Below are 17,388 nucleotides of genomic sequence, written 5' to 3' on the forward strand. Positions count from 1 at the left end.
CAGCACGGAGCATCAGCCCAGCACGGAGAGCATGATCGCCACGGAGTGGCAGATGAAGCCGACCAGTGTGCAGGCGTGGAAGAGCTCGTGGAAGCCGAACCAGCGCGGGGAGAGCACGGGCCGCTTGAGCCCGTAGAAGACCGCCCCGGTGATGTAGGCGGCCCCGCCGACGCAGATCAGCACCGCGGCGGCGACGTCGGCGGCGAAGAAGTCGCCGAGGAAGACGACGGCGGCGAGCCCGAGCAGCACGTAGACCGGCACGTAGAGCCAGCGCGGGGCACCGGTCCACAGCAGGCGGAAGGCCACGCCGCCGAGCGCGCCGACCCAGACGCCGGTGAGCAGGATCGCATCCTTGGGCTCCGGCAGCAGCGCCAGCGTCAGCGGCGTGTAGGTGCCGGCGATGATCAGCATGATGTTGGTGTGGTCGAGCCGCTTCAGCAGCATCCGTGTGCGCGGACGCCAGCGTCCCAGGTGGTAGGTCGCCGAGACGGCGAAGAGCAGCAGGCCGGTCACCGCGTAGACCGCCGAGGCGAGCTTCAGCCCGGGCGGGGCGAGCACGACGAGCACGACGCCGGCGGCCAGCGCCAGCGGCACCATGGCGGCGTGCAGCCAGCCGCGCATCACCGGCTTGGGCGGCGGCGCGGGCGCGGTCGGAGAGGAGGCGGACGGCGCGGCCGACGGCGTTCGACGGGAGTCGCTCCGCGGGGTCATGGCCTCAGTCTACGCCGCGGAAGTGACCGGCAGGTAACACTGTCGGTGCGCGATACGGTGGTGTTCGCGCCGGCGCTCCGCCGCCGGCGACGACGATGAGCGAGGAGGCGCCATGAGGCTGCGGGACCTGCCCTATGCGGTGTATGAGCGACGGCTGCGCCGCGCCCTGCCGGCCGACCGGCTGCCCCGGCACATCGGCGTCGTCGTCGACGGCAACCGCCGTTGGGCCCGTCAGGCCGGTGCGCACACTGCCGACGGGCACCTCGCCGGGGCCGACACGATCGTCGAGTTCATCGGCTGGTGCGCCGAGCTGGGCGTGCCGACGGTGACGCTCTACATGCTCTCCACCGACAACATGAGCCGCTCCTCCGACGAGCTGGACCAGCTGATGGAGATCATCGGCGACACGCTCGAACGGCTGGCCGAGTCGCGGCCGGGCGGGCGTCCGGTGCGGGTCCACCCCGTCGGCGCCCCGGAGCTGCTGCCCGAGCCGCTGGCGGCCCGGCTGCGCGAGATCGCCGAGATCGCCGACGACGAGTCGCCTTCGGTGCACGTCAACGTCGCCGTCGGCTACGGCGGGCGCCAGGAGATCGTCGACGCGGTGAAGGCGCTGCTGCGCGACGCCGAGGATCAGGGCCGCAGCCCCGGCGCCGTGGCCGAGGAGCTGACGCCGGGGGCGATCGCGGACCGGCTCTACACCCGCGGCCAGCCCGACCCGGATCTGATCATCCGCACCTCCGGCGAGCAGCGGCTCTCCGGATTCCTGATGTGGCAGTCGGCCTACTCGGAGTTCTACTTCTGCGAGGCGCTCTGGCCGGACTTCCGCCGGGTGGACTTCATCCGCGCGCTGCGCGACTTCGCCCAGCGCCAGCGGCGCTACGGGGGCTGAGCCGCCGCAGCGCGGTGACCTGGGGCGTCATGCGCCGTCAGGCTCGTGGTCACCGACGGGGCGGGGCAGAGTTCACCGAGCCGTCATCTCGCCGTCCGTGTTGGTGACCTCCGCCGCGGCGGGCCGGTCTAGTGTAGGCAGTGTCAGGAACCTGACCGGAGAGGCCCGACACATGCCGAACGGCAGATGGGGTCGGTCCGGCCCCTGCGGGCCGAACCGCACACACCGTCCGATCGTCGAAGCGGGAGCGGCATCCGCCCCGCGTCCTTCCGGGCACGGCCGGCGACGGCCGCGGCCCGCAGGGCGTCGAGGCCGCAGCTCCCCGGTCTGGAGAAATCGTGTCCTCCCTGAACTCCTCCGTCCCGACCACCCCTGAGCACGCCGCCGCCGCGCGGGACTCCCTCGCCGGCGCGGTCGCGCAGAAGACCTATGTGCTCGACACCTCCGTGCTGCTCTCGGACCCGCGGGCGATGCTGCGCTTCGCCGAGCACGAGGTGATCGTCCCCCTCGTCGTCATCTCCGAGCTGGAGGGCAAGCGGCACGACGCCGAGCTGGGCTACTACGCCCGCACCGCCCTGCGGCTGCTCGACGAGATGCGCGTCGCCCACGGGGCGCTGAACCAGCCGATCCCGCTCAACGACGAGGGCGGGAGCCTGCTCGTCGAGCTCAACCACATCTCGCTGGAGGTGCTGCCGCACGGCTTCCGCGGCTCGGACAACGACTCGCGCATCCTCGCAGTGGCCAAGAGCTTCGCCGACGAGGGCCGCGAGGTCACCGTGGTCTCGAAGGACCTGCCGATGCGCGTGAAGGCCTCGGCCATGGGTCTCGACGCCGACGAGTACCGCAACGAGTGGGTCGCCGACACCGGCTGGACCGGCCTGGCCGAGGTCACCGCCACCGACGAGCAACTCTCCAGCCTCTACGACGGCGAGCTGATCGACCTCGACGACGCCGAGGACCTGCCCACCAACACCGGGCTGGTGATCTCCTCGGGCTCCGGCTCGGCGCTGGGCCGGGTCCGCATCGACGGCGCCTCGCAGAAGCACGTGCAGCTGGTCCGCGGCGACCGCGAGGTCTTCGGCGTCCACGGCCGCTCGGCCGAGCAGCGGCTGGCCATCGACATGCTCACCGATCGTGAGGTCGGCATCGTCTCGATGGGCGGGCGCGCCGGCACCGGCAAGTCCGCCCTGGCGCTCTGCGCCGGCCTCGAGGCGGTGCTCGAGCGGCGCGAGCACAAGCGGATCGTGGTCTTCCGGCCGCTCTATGCGGTCGGCGGCCAGGATCTGGGCTACCTGCCGGGCACCGAGACGGAGAAGATGAACCCCTGGGGGCAGGCGGTCTACGACACCCTGGGCGCGCTGGTCAGCGAGAACGTCCTCGACGAGGTCGCCCACCGCGGGCTGCTGGAGGTCATGCCGCTGACCCACATCCGCGGCCGCAGCCTGCACGACGCCTGGGTGATCGTCGACGAGGCCCAGTCGCTGGAGAAGAACGTGCTGCTGACGGTGATGTCGCGGATGGGGCACAACTCCAAGATCGTGCTCACCCACGACGTCGCCCAGCGCGACAACCTGCGCGTGGGCCGGCACGACGGCGTCGCCGCCGTCGTCGAGACGCTGAAGGACAACCCGCTCTTCGGCCATGTGACGCTGAGCCGCTCTGAGCGCTCGCGGATCGCCGCGCTGGTCACCGAGCTGCTCGACCAGGGCTGAGCGCGCCGCCTCGAGGGCGCGCGACCACGCCGATCAGGCCCGGGCCGCTCGTGCGGCCCGGGTCGTCCGCGTCATGAGGAGGGCGACGACGACGCCGGCGATCGCGCCGGAGAGGTGGGCGGTCCAGGAGACGCCCGTGCCGGCGGTGAACGGCAGCATGCCGAACAGCATCGAGACCCCGTGGACGAGCAGCACGAGCACGGCGACCAGCACGGCGACGATCCGTCGGGTCAGGAGGCCGTAGGCGATGAGGAAGGCGCCGAAGCCGTAGGTCACCCCGGATGCGCCGATGTGATGGCCGGCGCAGTCCAGCGAGCCGGGGGCCTGACAGACCCATGGAGTGCCGATGACCCACAGGACCGCGCCGGAGAGCAGCCAGATCAGCAGCAGGATCAGCGGGAAGCGGCGGTCGAGCAGGGCGATCAGTCCGCCGAGCAGCAGCCAGGCGGCGGTGTTGCCGATCAGGTGGGCGAATCCGCTGTGCACCAGCGGCATCGTGACGATGCCGATCAAACCGGAGAGCTCGCGCGCCTCGAGGCTGAGCGACAGCGTCAGCCAGTTGCCGGTGACCAGGCGGACCAGCAGCAGCACCCACATCACCGCCACCGGGAGAAGCACCGGCAGCGCGCTGCGCAGCAGGTGCGAGCGCGCGTCGCGGGCCAGCGCGCCCCAGGAGTCTGAGCCGTCGCCTTCCGGTGTCCTGGCGGGGGTGTCCCTCATGATGCCTCGCTCTCGTGAGTCCTCTCCATCCTACGGGCGGATGCAGGACGCGGCTCTCCACAGGGCGCCCCGCGCTCGTTCCAGGAATGGGGGAATCCGCCTACGCTGGATCCCGTGATCCCCCACATCGGCGAACTCCTCACCTCCGGCTCGGCGCTCGACCTGATCGCCGGCGTGCTGCTGCTGGGCGGCGGCGCGGCCTTCGCCCTCTGCGCGGTCGCGCTGAGCTTCGTGGACCTCGCCGAGCACCGGCTGCCCAACCGCATCCTCTACCCGTGGGGGCTGACGGCGCTGGGGGTGCTGGTCGCGGTCACGCTGCTCACCGGCGCCCTGGACGGACTGATGCGCGCCCTGGCGGCGGCGCTGATCTGGGGCGGGGCCTTCCTGCTGATCCGGCTGGCCCATCCGCCGTCGATCGGGATGGGGGATGTGAAGCTCGTGGCGGTGCTGGCCCTCTACACCGGGTTCCTCGGCTGGACGACGGTGCTGGCCGCCGTCGTGCTGGCCTTCCTGCTCGGCGGGCTGGTCGCCGCCGGGCTGCTGATCACCCGGCGGGCGGGCCGGCGCAGCCGCATCCCCTTCGGTCCGTTCCTGATCCTCGGCGCGGCCATCGCGCTGATCATCAGCTGACCCGCGGGCCGCCGCCGGGCTCGCCGCATCCGCGGATCCGGTGAGCTCCGCGCCGCCCCGTGGTCACGAGGAGTTCATCCGGCTCGGCGGCGGAGGGCCGCGCAACACGACATCCCGCGGCGCCGGCCCTGGGATGATGTTCTGAAAGTCTTCTCGCCCATCTCGTGCCCCTTCGGAGGAGCCTGTGCCCACTCCCGACTTCATCCGCGACCTGCGCCGTCATGTCGGCACTGCGGAGCTCTGGATCCCCGCCGTCCGCGCGGTGGTGGTCCGGCGCCGCGCGGACGGACGCGTGCTGCCCTCGCCGGAGGTGCTGCTGGTCCGGCGCAGCGACGACGGCGCCTGGACGGTGACCGCGGGGATCCTCGAGCCGGGGGAGGACCCGGCGGACGGGGCCATCCGGGAGGTCCAGGAGGAGACGGCGCTGACGGCCTGCCCGGTGCGCGTGGCCGGGGTCTTCGCCCACGGTCCCGTCGAGTACACCAACGGGGATCGCTGCCGCTATCTGGACACGGTGTTCGAGATGGAGACGCTCGACGGCGAGCCGCGGGTCAACGACGACGAGTCGATCGACGTCGGCTGGTTCCCGGTCACCGCGCTGCCGGAGTCGCTCGCCGAGGACCAGCGCATGGTCATCGGCTGGGCGCTCGACGCCGGCGCGCCGGCGCAGTTCACCGAGCCCGGGACCTCGCACACGGAGGCGGCGGGGGAGCCGGCCGCGCAGCACGACTGACCCGACGCCCGCGGCCCGCCGGCCTCACCCGCAGGCGCGGCGGGCCGGCCCGCACGACGGCGGACCGGCCCGCGGCGCGAGGCGAGGGGCGACTCAGCCCGGCTGCGTCATCGACATGACGTCCAGGGCCTCGTCGAGCTGCTCCTCGGTCAGCTCGCCGCGCTCCAGATAGCCGAGCTCGACGACGGCCTCGCGCACGGTGACCTTGTTCTTCACCGCGTGCTTGGCGATCTCGGCGGCGGCCTCGTAGCCGACGTGCTTGTTCAGCGGAGTGACCACCGACGGCGAGGCGCCGGCCAGGAAGCTGGTGCGCTCGGTGTTCGCCGTGATCCCGGAGATCATCTTGTCGGCCATCACGTAGCCGGTGTTCGTCAGCAGCCGGATCGACTCGAGCAGGTTCGCCGCCATCACCGGGATGCCGACGTTGAGCTCGAAGGCGCCGTTGGTCGCCGACAGCGACACCGTGGTGTCGTTGCCGATGACCTGGGCGCAGACCTGGATGGCCGACTCGCAGATCACCGGGTTGACCTTGCCGGGCATGATCGACGAGCCCGGCTGCAGGTCCGGCAGCGCGATCTCGCCCAGGCCGGTGTTCGGGCCCGAGCCCATCCAGCGCAGGTCGTTGTTGATCTTCATCAGCGAGTAGGCGATGGTGCGCAGCTGGCCGGAGGCCTCGACCAGCCCGTCCCGGTTGGCCTGCGCCTCGAAGTGGTCGCGCGCCTCGGTCAGCGGCAGGCCGCTCTCCTCGGCGAGCGCCCGGATCGCCGTCTCGGCGAAGCCGGCCGGCGTGTTGATGCCGGTGCCGACGGCGGTGCCGCCCAGCGGGACCTCGGCGACGCGCGGCAGTGCGGCCTCGAGGCGCTCGATGCCGTAGCGGACCTGGGCGGCGTAGCCGGAGAACTCCTGGCCCAGCGTCACCGGGGTGGCGTCCATCAGGTGGGTGCGGCCGGACTTCACGACCTCGGAGAACTCGCTCGCCTTGGCCTCCAGCGCCTCGGCCAGATGCGTCAGCGCGGGCTTGAGGTCGTTGAGCAGCGCCGACGTGGTCGCCACGTGCACCGAGGTGGGGAAGACGTCGTTGGAGGACTGCGAGGCGTTGACGTGGTCGTTGGGGTGGACCTCTTCGTCCGCCCCCTGCTCGGCCAGCGCGCGGTTGGCCAGCGTGGCCAGCACCTCGTTGGTGTTCATGTTCGACGACGTGCCGGAGCCGGTCTGGAAGACGTCGACGGGGAAGTGCTCGTCCAGCTCGCCGGAGGCCACGCGGTCGGCGGCGCCGGCGATGGCCTCGGCGCGCGCGGCGTCGAGCACGCCCAGCTGACGATTCGCCTGCGCGGCGGCCTTCTTCACCCGCGCCAGCGCCTCGATGTGGGTCCGCTCCAGCGTGCGCCCGGAGATCGGGAAGTTCTGCACGGCCCGCTGGGTCTGGGCCCGGTAGAGCGCATGGGCGGGCACCTTCACCTCGCCCATGGTGTCGTGCTCGATGCGGTATTCGGTCTCAGCAGCTGAGTTCTCAGTCATGCGGCCATTCTATGATCCCGGCCGCCGCGGCGGACGGTGTTGCGCCGTCGGGTCGGCTCCGGAGCGCTGCGGCCGAGCTCAGGCGTCCCCGGCGGCCTCGGCCCGGCGCACGATCTGCTCGGCGTGCCGGACGAGCGGCATGTCCACCATCGCGCCGCGGAAGCGGAACGCCCCGCCGTGGCGGGGGACCTCGTCCAGCAGCGCGCGGGCATGCTCCAGATCCTCGGCGGAGGGGGCGTAGGCCTGCCGGACCACCGGCACCTGGGCGGGATGGATGCAGGCCTTGGCGGCCCAGCCGCTGCCGACGGCGTCGGCGGCCTCGGCGGCCAGGCCCTCGGCGTCGTCGATGTCGGCGTAGATCGCATCGATCCCGGCCGCCCCGTGGGTGGCCGCGGCCAGCAGCACCTGGGTGCGGGCCTGCCGCGCCACATCGCGGTACAGCCCGTCGGGACGGCGGGAGGAGCTGCCGCCGATGGAGGCGATGAGATCCTCGGCGCCCCACATCAGGGCGACCACCTGCGGATGGGAGGCGATCTGCTCGGCCCGGGAGACCCCGGCGGCGGTCTCGCACAGCGCGATGATCCCCGCCGCGGGGAAGGCCGCGGCGGCCGCGGCGACGTCGTCGACGGACTCGGCCTTGGCCAGCATCACCAGGGCCGCGCCGGCGCCGGCGAGATGCTCGACGTCGGCGTCGAAGGCCTCGGTGCCGGCCGGATTGACGCGCACCACCGTCCGACGGCGCAGCGCCTCGGCCTCCGGTGCGGCCAGCGCCTCCAGGTGTCCATGCAGGTGCTGTCGGGCGGCGGGCTTGTCGTCGGCGGCCACCGCGTCCTCGAGGTCGATGATGACGGCGTCGGCGCGCTCGGCGGCCTTCGCGTAGCGCTCAGGCCGGTCGGCGGGGCAGAACAGCAGCGTCGGGCCCACATCGAACCCGGAGGAGCCGGAGAGACGGCTGCTCATGCCTCGCCTCCCGTCGCGCCGGTCCGGTGCGCATCCTCCGAGGCCCACAGCATCACCGAACGGACGCACTCGGCCACCACGGCCCCGTCCTGGTTGCGGCCCCGGTGGCGGATCCTCGCGATCCCCTGGCCGGGCCGCGAGGAGGAGAGGCGCGTGTCCAGGATCTCGGACTCGGAGTAGAGCGTGTCGCCGGGCACCAGCGGGCGGGGGAACTGCACCTCCTCGAAGCCCAGGTTGGCCACGATCGTGCCCTGGGACAGCTGCGCCACCGAGGCTCCGACGATCGTCGCCAGCGTGAACATGGAGTTCACCAGCGGGCGGCCGAAGGGCTGCTGGGCCGACCAGTGCGCGTCCAGATGGAGCGACTGGGTGTTCATCGTCAGCGTGGTGAACAGCACGTTGTCCGCCTCGGTGACGGTGCGGCCCGGCGCGTGCCGGTAGACCGCGCCCACCGTCAGCTCGTCGAGGTAGAGGCCGCGCTGCTGGATGATCCGGCGGTCCTCGCCGGCGTCCTCGTCGGTCATGAGGTCCATCTCCTTCCTCGTCGGAGGGGCGGCGATCAGTCCAGGCCGAGGCTGCGCGCGATGAGCATCAGCTGCACCTCGGTGGTGCCCTCGCCGACCTCGAGGATCTTCGAGTCCCGGTAGTGGCGGGAGACCACGAACTCGTTGATGAAGCCGTATCCGCCGAAGACCTGGGCGGCGTCGCGGGAGTTGTCCATCGCGGCCTCCCCGGCGACCACCTTGGCGATCGCCGCCTCGGTCTTGAAGGGCTCTCCGGCGAGCATCTTCGCCGCGGCGTCGTAGTAGGCCAGGCGGGCGGTGTGGGCGCGGGCCTGCATGCGCGCGATCTTGAACGAGATCGCCTGGTTCTTCCCGATCGCGGCGCCGAAGGCCTCCCGCTCCTTCGCGTAGCGGATGGACTCGTCCACGCAGCCCTGCGCCGCCCCGACGGCCAGGGCCGCGATCGCGATGCGCCCCTCGTCGAGGATGCCCAGGAAGTTGGCGTAGCCGCGCCCGCGCTCGCCGAGGAGGTTCTCCTCGGGGACCCGCACGCCGTTCAGCGTCAGCGGGTGGGTGTCGGAGGCGTTCCAGCCGACCTTGTCGTAGGCCGGCTCGGCGGTGAATCCCGCGGTGTCGGTCGGCACCAGGATGGTGGAGATCTCCTTCTTCACCGAGCCGTCCTCGCGGCGGGACTCGCCGGTCACCGCAGTGACGGTCACCAGGGAGGAGATGTCGGTGCCGGAGTTGGTGATGAACTCCTTGGTCCCGTCGATCACCCACTGCCCGTCCTCGAGGACGGCCTTGGTGCGGGTCCCGCCGGCGTCGGATCCGGCCTCGGCCTCGGTGAGGCCGAAGCCGGCCAGGTTCTGCCCGCTGGTGAGGCGGGGCAGCCAGGTCGCCTTCTGCTCCTCGGTGCCGTAGCGATGGATCGGCATCGCGCCGAGGGAGACGCCGGCCTCCAGGGTGATCGCCACCGACTGGTCGACCTTGGCCAGCTCCTCCAGGGCCAGGCACAGGGCGAAGCAGTCCCCGCCCTGTCCGCCGTGCTCCTCCGGGAAGGGCAGGCCGAAGAGGCCCATCTCGCCCATCTGGGCGACCACGTCGTAGGGGAAGGAATGCTCTCGATCATGCGTGGCCGAGACGGGCGCCACCACCTCCCGGGTGAAGTCCCGCACCGCCTCGACGAGGGCCTGGTGCTCCTCCGTGAGCTCGTAGTCCACTGCTCATGCCTCCTTCTGCTCGTCTGCGGCGGCGTCCGCCGTCACAGTGGCCAGCACCTGGCCGAGTGAGACCCGGTCCCCGGGGGCGACGGCGATCGTCGCCGTGCCCTCGAGCGGGGCCGTCAGGCGGTGCTCCATCTTCATCGCCTCGATCGTGACCAGCGGATCGCCGGCCTCCACCCGGGCGCCGCTGCTCGCCTCGACGGCGACGACGGTGCCCGGCAGCGGGGCGACGACCTCCGGGGCGGCGACGGCGTGCCGGGCCTCCCGCTGTGCGAGGAGCTGCAGGGTCCGGGCCTGGCGGTCCAGGACGGTGATCATCCCGGTGAAGCGCGCGGACCAGACCCAGACGTCGACGCCCTCCCGGCGGCGCTCCCCCTCGACGAGGGTCATCGGGCGCGTGACGCCGTTCCGGGTGAACAGCTGCGTCCCGGCGCTGCGGCGGGGCCCGCCCGGCGCCGTGGCCCGCAGTTCGGCCGGCTCGTCCAGCGGCACGACGACGGTGAGCTGCTCGCCGTCGGGGGCCCGGTGGGTCGCCGTCCAGGTGACGTCCGATCGCTCGCCGAGCCGCCACCCGTCCCGGCGCCACCCGTGGTCGGGCCGTCCGGGGGCGGGGGCCTCCCGCGCGTCGGCGACGAACTGTGCGGCGGCGACGAGGACGTCCTCGTCGGGACGGGGAAAGGTCATCTCCGGCAGTCGGCGCTCGATCATGGTGGTGTCCAGGCGCCCGGCGCGGACGTCGTCGTCGGCGGCCAGCTGCTGCAGGTAGGAGACGTTGGTCTCCAAGCCCAGCACCACGGTCTCGCCCAGCGCGCGGTGCAGCCGGGCGAAGGCCTGCTCACGGTCCGCCCCGGTCGTGATGACCTTGGCGAGCATCGGGTCGTAGTCGACGCCGACGACGTGGCCCGCGCGGAGTCCGGAGTCCACGCGGACGCCCTCGCCGACGGGCTCGGTCAGATGCACCACGGTGCCGGTGCTGGGCAGGAATCCGGACTCCGGGACCTCCGCGTAGACGCGGGCCTCCACGGAATGTCCGTCGAGGGCCACGTCCTCCTGGCGGATCGCCAGGGGCTCGCCGGCGGCGAGTCGGATCTGCTGCTCGACCAGGTCCACCCCGGTCACCTGCTCGGTGACCGGATGCTCCACCTGCAGGCGGGTGTTCATCTCCATGAAGTGGAACCGGTCCGGCTGCTCGTCGGAGACGAGGAACTCCACCGTCCCGGCGCCGAGGTAGTCGACGCTGCGCGCGGTGTCGCAGGCCGCCTGACCGATCCGCTCCCGCGTCCGCTCGTCGAGCAGGGGAGAGGGAGCCTCCTCGATGACCTTCTGGTGCCGCCGCTGCAGCGAGCACTCGCGTTCGCCGAGGTGCACGACGCCGCCGTGGGAGTCGGCGAGGATCTGGACCTCGATGTGGCGGGGCGAGCGGATGAGCTGCTCGATGAACAGCGTGTCGTCGCCGAAGGACGCCTGCGCGACGCGTCGCGTCGTCACCAGTGACTCGGCGAGATCCTCGGGGCGCTCGACGACGTGCATCCCCTTGCCGCCGCCTCCGGCGGAGGGCTTGATCAGGACCGGGAAGGTCATCCCCTCGGCGGCCTCGATCAGCCGCCGGTCGTCCATGCCGGGCTCGGAGATCCCCTCGACCAGCGGCACGCCGGCGGCGGCCACGTGGTTCTTGGACCGGATCTTGTCGCCCATGATCTCCAGGGCGTCGACGCCTGGGCCGATGAAGGTGATCCCGGCCTGCCGGCAGGCCCGGGCGAACTCGAGGTTCTCGGAGAGGAAGCCGTAGCCCGGGTGCACGGCGTCGGCGCCGGCGGCCCGCGCGGCGTCGACGACCGCTCCGATGTCCAGATAGGACTCGGCGGCCGCGGGCGGGCCGATGCACACCGCCCGGTCGGCCAGGTGCACGTGCGCCGCGTCGGCGTCGGCCTCGGAGTGGACCGCGACCGAGCTGATGCCGAGGCGCCGCAGCGTGGTGATCACCCGCACGGCGATCTCGCCGCGGTTGGCCACCAGCACTGTGCCGAAGAGTCGGGCCGAGCGTCGGGTCGAGGGAGCCGTCATCCTGATCTCCTACATCCTGAACAGGCCGAAGCCGGGGTCGGACAGCGGGGTCCGGGAGCACGTCTCCAGGGCCATGGCGAGCACGCGGCGGGTGTCGGCGGGGTCGATGATGCCGTCGTCCCAGAGCCGCGCCGTCGAGTACCAGGGTCTGCCCTGGTCCTCGTACTTCTGCCGGACGGGCTCCTTGTACTGCTCCTCCTCGTCCGCGCTCCATTCCTCGCCGACGGCCTCGAGCTGGTCGCGCTTCACCGTCGCCAGGACCGCGGCGGCCTGCTCGCCGCCCATCACCGAGGTCCTGGCGCTGGGCCACAGGAACAGGAAGCGTGGGGAGTAGGCCCGGCCGCACATCGAATAGTTGCCGGCGCCGAAGGAGCCGCCGATCACCACGGTGATCTTCGGGACCCGCGTGGTCGCGACGGCGGTGACCATCTTGGCGCCGTTCTTCGCGATGCCGCCGGCCTCGTAGTCCCGGCCCACCATGAACCCGGAGATGTTCTGCAGGAACAGCAGCGGGATGCCGCGCTGGTCGCACAGCTCGATGAAATGGGCCCCCTTCAGGGATGACTCGGAGAACAGGATCCCGTTGTTGGCGACGATGCCCACCGGGTGGCCGTCGATGTGCGCGAACCCGGTGACCAGCGTGGTGCCGTAGTCGCGCTTGAACTCGTGGAAGGCGCTGTCGTCGACGAGCCGGGCGATGACCTCGTGGACGTCGTAGGGCTGGTTGACGTCACGCGGGATGATCCCGTCGAGCTCCTCCGCCGGCAGCCGCGGCGGCCGGGCCTCGGAGGCGACGCTCCATGCCGGAGCCTCCGGCGCGGGCAGCGTGGAGACGATGTCGCGGACGATCTGCAGCGCGTGGTCGTCGTCCTCGGCGATGTGGTCGGCCACGCCGGAGCGGGAGGTGTGGACCTCCGCGCCGCCGAGCTCCTCGCCGGTGACCTCCTCGCCGGTGGCCGCCTTCACCAGCGGCGGCCCGCCCAGGAAGATCGTGCCCTGGCCCCGCACGATCACGGACTCGTCGCTCATCGCCGGGACGTAGGCTCCGCCCGCTGTGCACGAGCCGAGCACCGCGGCGATCTGCGGGATGCCCTGCGCGGAGAGCTGCGACTGGTTGTAGAAGATCCGCCCGAAGTGCTCCCGATCCGGGAAGACCTCGTCCTGCATCGGCAGGAAGGCGCCGCCGGAGTCGACGAGGTAGATGCAGGGCAGGCCGTTCTCCCCGGCGATCTCCTGGGCGCGGAGGTGCTTCTTCACCGTCATCGGGAAGTACGTGCCGCCCTTCACCGTGGAGTCGTTGCACACGACCATCACCTGCCGACCGTGGACCAGTCCGATGCCGGTGATGATGCCGGCGCCGGGGGAGGCGTCGTCATACATGCCGTGGGCCGCCAGCGCCCCGACCTCGAGGAACGGGCTGCCGTCGTCGAGCAGCCGGTCGACGCGCTCCCGGGGGAGCAGCCGGCCCCGCTCGCGATGCCGGCGGCGCGTCTTCTCCGGTCCGCCCAGCGCCGTGCGGTGCAGCAGCTCCGTCAGCTCGCGGCGCAGCTGTCGGTTCCTCGTCGCGTTGGCGGCGAACTCCTCGGAGAGGGTGTCCACTGCGCTGGGGAGTGTCTCCACGTCGTCCTCCCTGGATCCGGGTCGAGGGGTCGCCGCCGTGCCCTGCGGACGTCCCGCGCGGGGCCAGCCTTGTCGGCCCGTCGTCGAGCGGCTAGATTTGAGTTAACGATGAATAACTGAAATTCAAGATAGTGGTGGTGATCACGCTTGTCCAGTGCTGAAGTCCGCGACGGCGACACGAGAGTCATGACGCGGCGGCAGGCGGAGAAGGAGCAGCGTCGGCACGACCTCCTCGAGGCGGCCGGACGGCTGTTCGGCCTGCACGGCTTCGCCTCGGTGGCGCTCGACGACATCGGCAGCGAGGTCGGCGTCACCGGCCAGGCCATCTACCGGCACTTCCGGGGCAAGCAGGACATGCTCGGCCAGCTGCTATTGGGGGTCAGCGCGGAGCTGCTCGACGGCGCCCGCGGGATCCGGGCGCAGGAGGCCGACGTCGCCTCTCGGCTGGACCGTCTCGTCGCGTTCCAGGTGGCCTTCGCGCTGCGCAGCCCCGAGGTCATCCGGGTCCAGGACCAGGAGATGCAGCGCCTCGCCGACGCCGATCGGCGTCGGATCCGGCGCATGCAGCGCGAGTACATCGAGCTCTGGGCCGCGGCGATCGGGCAGCTGCATCCGGGCGCCGGCTCCGAGGAGCTCCGCACCCGCGTCCATGCCGTGTTCGGCCTGATCAACTCCACCGCCCACTCCATGAAGCATCACTACGGAAGCGCCCCGTCCCCGACGGCGATCGACGACAGCGCCCGGGCGCTGACCGCGATGGCCCGGGCGGCGATCGACTGTCGCATCGACCGATGAGGGTCCGGATGTTGTGAGCAGGCTCACAGCCTGGTAGCTTCGAGTTTGTCGGCATTAACTGAAAGCGACGGATCCGGGAGCTCAGATGATCGCCACACCATCCGAGGCGAGTGCGCAGGGGCCGCTGACGACGGCGTACGACCGCGGCCCGACTGACGTCCCGCTGATCGAGGGCACGATCGGCGAGAGCCTGGCGGCCGCGGCCGCCCGATTCCCCGACGGCGAGGCGCTGGTGGACGTCCCGACCGGCCGGCGGTGGACCTGGCGGCAGCTGCGGGCGGACGTGCGCCGCCTGGCCACCGGCCTCCACCGGGCCGGCCTCACCGCGGGCGAGCGCATCGGCATCTGGGGACCCAACACCTGGGAATGGACTCTCACGCAGTTCGCCACGGCCGAGATCGGGGCCGTGCTGGTCACCATCAATCCCTCCTACCGCCAGCACGAGCTCGACTACGTGCTCGAGCAGGCCGGGCTCACCGCTGTGGTCGCCTCGGGGGAGTCCGGCGGGCAGGACTATCCGGGGATGCTCGCGGCCGCGGAGGCCGAGCGCGGCCCGCTGGACCTGACGGTCATCATGGGCACCGGCGCGTGGGAGAGCCTGTTCGCGGCAGAGGCCGACGACGAGGCTCTGGACCGGATCGCCGCCGGGCTCGCCGCCGAGGACCCCATCAACATCCAGTACACCTCGGGCACCACGGGCTTCCCCAAGGGCGCGACGCTGACCCACCGCAACATCCTCAACAACGGGTTCTTCGTCGGCGAGGTCTGCCGCTACACCGAGCGCGACCGCATCTGCATCCCGGTGCCCTTCTACCACTGTTTCGGCATGGTCATGGGAAATCTCGCCGCCGTCACGCACGGATCGACGATGATCATCCCGTCGGCGGCCTTCGACCCGGAGGCCACGCTGTCGACGGTCCAGGCCGAGCGCTGCACCAGCCTCTACGGCGTGCCGACGATGTTCATCGCCGAGCTGAGCCTCGAGACCCTCGGGACGTTCGACCTCACCAGCCTCCGGACCGGGATCATGGCCGGTTCTCCGTGCCCGGAGGAGGTCATGCGCCGCGTCATCGACGAGATGAACATGGAGGAGGTCACCATCTGCTACGGCATGACCGAGACCTCCCCGGTCTCGCTGCAGACGCGCGTGGACGACGAGCTGCGCCGTCGGGTCGGCACGGTCGGACGCGTCGGCCCCCATGTGGAGGTCAAGGTCGCCGACCCGGTCACCGGCGAGACCCTGGGCGTGGACGCCGACGGCGAGCTGTGCACCCGCGGCTACCTGGTCATGCGGGGCTACTGGAACGACCCGGAGAAGACCGCCGAGGCGGTCGACCGCGACGGGTGGATGCGCACCGGGGACATGGGCCGGATGGATGCCGACGGGTACGTGCAGATCACCGGTCGCATGAAGGACCTGGTGATCCGCGGCGGCGAGAACATCTATCCCCGGGAGATCGAGGAGTTCCTCCATACCCATCCCGACATCATCGATGCCCAGGTCATCGGCGTGCCCGACGATCGATACGGCGAGGAGCTCATGGCCTGGATCCGGCTGCGCCGGGACGCCGAGCCCGTCGCCGCCCAGCAGCTGAAGGCGCACTGCGACGGTCAGCTGGCCAAGTACAAGATCCCCCGATACGTGGTCGTCGTCGACGAGTTCCCCACCACGGTCACCGGGAAGGTCCGCAAGGTGCGGATGCGCGAGCGGGCCCTGGACCTGCTCGCCACGCCCGGCGCCGTCGACGACGTCCGCGCGGACCGCTGACGATCGCACCCCGCGAGACGCCCGGCCGCCCGGGCGCAGGAAGGTGGAGACATGGCTGAACGATACGGCACGGCGGCCGAGGCGCTGCAGGACGTGCTCGCCGACGGAATGACGCTGGCCGTCGGCGGCTTCGGGCTCTGCGGGATCCCCGCGGACCTCATCGACGCGGTGCGGGACTCCGGCGTCCGTGACCTGACGATCGCCTCCAACAACATGGGCGTCGACGGCGAGGGTCTCGGCCGGCTGCTGGAGAGCGGTCAGGTGAGGCGGATCATGGCCTCCTACGTGGGCGAGAATCAGCGTTTCGCCGAGATGTATCTGGCCGACGAGGTGGAGGTGGAGTTCACCCCGCAGGGGACTCTGGCCGAGCGGCTCCGCGCCGGCGGCGCCGGGATCCCCGGGTTCTTCACGCGCACCGGCGTCGGCACCCGGGTCGCCGAGGGCAAGCAGCACCAGGAGTTCGACGGCGAGACGTTCATCCTCGAGCGCGGCATCGTCGCCGACGTCTCCCTGGTGCACGCCCGGACGGCCGACGCCGGCGGCAACCTCGTCTACAACCTGACGGCGGGGAACCTGAACCCGCTGGTGGCCACGTGCGGGCGGGTCACCGTCGTGGAGGCCGAGGAGATCGTCGAACCGGGCGAGATTCGTCCGGATGCGGTGATGACCCCGTCGGTGTTCGTGCAGCGACTGGTGCAGGCCACCGACCGCGAGAAGCTGATCGAGAAGCGCACGACCCGTCCGCGGCCCGAGCCGGCAGATGCGTGACGAGGACTTCACGGCCGGCGAGGCGCCGGACGCGAGACCCCGAGCTGGGAGGACCTGATGAGCTGGACGCGCGACGAGATGGCCGCGATCGCGGCCGGCGAGCTGCACGACGGAGACTACGTCAACCTGGGCATCGGCATCCCGACGCTGGTGGCCAACCACCTGCCCGAGGGCGTCCGGATCACCCTGCAGTCGGAGAACGGCATCCTGGGGACCGGACCGTATCCCTATGAGGGCGAGGAGGACCCCGACCTCATCAACGCCGGCAAGCAGACCGTCACGCTGCTGCCGGGGGCGGCGGTGTTCGACTCCTCGCTGAGCTTCTCCATGATCCGCGGGGGACACGTCCAGGCGGCGATCCTCGGGGCGATGGAGGTGACCGCCGCCGGCGATCTGGCGAACTGGATGATCCCCGGCAAGCTCGTCAAGGGCATGGGCGGGGCGATGGACCTCGTCGCGGGGGCTCGGCGGGTGATCGTGGTGATGGCCCACACCTCCAAGACGGGCGCTCCGAAGATCGTCGAGGAGTGCTCCCTGCCGCTGACCGGCGTCGGCGTCGTGAATCGGATCATCACCGATCTGGCGGTGCTCGACGTGGTCGACGGCGCCGGCGACGACGGCGGACGGGGGCTCGTCCTGCGGCGTCTGGCCCCGGGCGTCTCCGTCGAGGAGGTCGTCGAGAAGACCGGGCCGCGCGTCACTGCGGCGTTGGACGAGGCCGAGGCCTGAGGGTTCCGGGCAGAGTCCCGGACAGGGCCCGGACAGGGCCCGGAC

At 71.6% G+C, this 17,388-nt stretch carries 16 protein-coding genes; 8 read left to right on the top strand and 8 right to left on the bottom strand.

The window, feature by feature from the left end; all coding sequences use genetic code 11:
* Positions 1-12: 12 nt before the first annotated feature.
* On the bottom strand, positions 13-711 hold the full coding sequence (gene trhA, locus ABD652_RS08130) for a PAQR family membrane homeostasis protein TrhA (protein ID WP_344720068.1): 699 nt from the start codon (positions 709-711) through the stop codon (positions 13-15).
* Positions 712-823: 112 nt separating this feature from the next.
* Here trhA and ABD652_RS08135 point away from each other — a divergent pair, with 112 nt between their 5' ends.
* Both ABD652_RS08135 and phoH2 read left to right on the top strand, forming a co-directional pair.
* The gene (locus ABD652_RS08135) at positions 824-1,600 is read left to right on the top strand and encodes an isoprenyl transferase (protein ID WP_344720070.1); all 777 of its coding nucleotides are present in this window, start codon (positions 824-826) and stop codon (positions 1,598-1,600) included.
* Between the two features lie 338 nt (positions 1,601-1,938).
* Positions 1,939-3,312, top strand: a complete 1,374-nt coding sequence (gene phoH2, locus ABD652_RS08140; protein WP_344720072.1) for an RNA 5'-3' helicase PhoH2 — start codon at positions 1,939-1,941, stop codon at positions 3,310-3,312.
* A gap of 33 nt (positions 3,313-3,345) precedes the next feature.
* Here the strand turns inward: phoH2 and ABD652_RS08145 are convergent, their stop codons facing one another.
* Positions 3,346-4,032 (bottom strand): rhomboid family intramembrane serine protease, encoded by a 687-nt coding sequence (locus ABD652_RS08145; protein WP_344720074.1) that lies wholly within the window; start codon positions 4,030-4,032, stop codon positions 3,346-3,348.
* Between the two features lie 114 nt (positions 4,033-4,146).
* On the opposite strand from ABD652_RS08145, the gene ABD652_RS08150 reads away from it, so the two are divergent.
* Both ABD652_RS08150 and ABD652_RS08155 read left to right on the top strand, forming a co-directional pair.
* Positions 4,147-4,662 carry a prepilin peptidase gene (locus ABD652_RS08150; RefSeq protein ID WP_344720076.1) on the top strand — a complete coding sequence of 172 codons (516 nt, stop codon included), beginning with the start codon at positions 4,147-4,149 and terminating at the stop codon, positions 4,660-4,662.
* A gap of 184 nt (positions 4,663-4,846) precedes the next feature.
* Complete coding sequence (locus tag ABD652_RS08155) at positions 4,847-5,395, top strand: NUDIX hydrolase (protein WP_344720077.1); 549 nt, start codon at positions 4,847-4,849, stop codon at positions 5,393-5,395.
* A gap of 93 nt (positions 5,396-5,488) precedes the next feature.
* Here ABD652_RS08155 and ABD652_RS08160 read toward each other — a convergent pair whose 3' ends face one another.
* The 6 genes from ABD652_RS08160 to ABD652_RS08185 all read right to left on the bottom strand — a co-directional run bounded on the left by ABD652_RS08160 (position 5,489) and on the right by ABD652_RS08185 (position 13,283).
* Positions 5,489-6,913 carry a class II fumarate hydratase gene (locus ABD652_RS08160; RefSeq protein ID WP_344720079.1) on the bottom strand — a complete coding sequence of 475 codons (1,425 nt, stop codon included), beginning with the start codon at positions 6,911-6,913 and terminating at the stop codon, positions 5,489-5,491.
* Between the two features lie 78 nt (positions 6,914-6,991).
* Complete coding sequence (locus ABD652_RS08165; RefSeq protein ID WP_344720081.1) at positions 6,992-7,873, bottom strand: HpcH/HpaI aldolase/citrate lyase family protein; 882 nt, start codon at positions 7,871-7,873, stop codon at positions 6,992-6,994.
* Complete coding sequence (locus ABD652_RS08170; protein ID WP_344720083.1) at positions 7,870-8,397, bottom strand: MaoC family dehydratase; 528 nt, start codon at positions 8,395-8,397, stop codon at positions 7,870-7,872. Before ABD652_RS08170 ends, ABD652_RS08165 begins: the two co-directional genes overlap by 4 nt.
* A 35-nt stretch (positions 8,398-8,432) precedes the next feature.
* Positions 8,433-9,596 (bottom strand): acyl-CoA dehydrogenase family protein, encoded by a 1,164-nt coding sequence (locus ABD652_RS08175; RefSeq protein WP_344720085.1) that lies wholly within the window; start codon positions 9,594-9,596, stop codon positions 8,433-8,435.
* 3 nt (positions 9,597-9,599) lie between these two features.
* The gene (locus tag ABD652_RS08180; RefSeq protein ID WP_344720087.1) at positions 9,600-11,663 is read right to left on the bottom strand and encodes an acetyl/propionyl/methylcrotonyl-CoA carboxylase subunit alpha; all 2,064 of its coding nucleotides are present in this window, start codon (positions 11,661-11,663) and stop codon (positions 9,600-9,602) included.
* A 9-nt stretch (positions 11,664-11,672) separates the two neighbouring features.
* Positions 11,673-13,283 carry a carboxyl transferase domain-containing protein gene (locus ABD652_RS08185; protein ID WP_425574561.1) on the bottom strand — a complete coding sequence of 537 codons (1,611 nt, stop codon included), beginning with the start codon at positions 13,281-13,283 and terminating at the stop codon, positions 11,673-11,675.
* A gap of 186 nt (positions 13,284-13,469) precedes the next feature.
* Between ABD652_RS08185 and ABD652_RS08190 the strand changes: the two genes are divergently transcribed.
* From ABD652_RS08190 to ABD652_RS08205, 4 genes are all read left to right on the top strand, one after another.
* Positions 13,470-14,078 (top strand): TetR/AcrR family transcriptional regulator, encoded by a 609-nt coding sequence (locus ABD652_RS08190; RefSeq protein ID WP_344720089.1) that lies wholly within the window; start codon positions 13,470-13,472, stop codon positions 14,076-14,078.
* Between the two features lie 85 nt (positions 14,079-14,163).
* Complete coding sequence (locus ABD652_RS08195) at positions 14,164-15,846, top strand: AMP-binding protein (protein WP_344720091.1); 1,683 nt, start codon at positions 14,164-14,166, stop codon at positions 15,844-15,846.
* Between the two features lie 51 nt (positions 15,847-15,897).
* The gene (locus ABD652_RS08200) at positions 15,898-16,614 is read left to right on the top strand and encodes a CoA transferase subunit A (RefSeq protein WP_344720093.1); all 717 of its coding nucleotides are present in this window, start codon (positions 15,898-15,900) and stop codon (positions 16,612-16,614) included.
* Positions 16,615-16,671: 57 nt separating this feature from the next.
* The gene (locus tag ABD652_RS08205) at positions 16,672-17,343 is read left to right on the top strand and encodes a 3-oxoacid CoA-transferase subunit B (protein ID WP_344720095.1); all 672 of its coding nucleotides are present in this window, start codon (positions 16,672-16,674) and stop codon (positions 17,341-17,343) included.
* Positions 17,344-17,388 lie beyond the last annotated feature (45 nt).

It is taken from the genome of Nesterenkonia halobia, assembly GCF_039536005.1.
Taxonomy (GTDB): Bacteria; Actinomycetota; Actinomycetes; order Actinomycetales; family Micrococcaceae; genus Nesterenkonia; species Nesterenkonia halobia.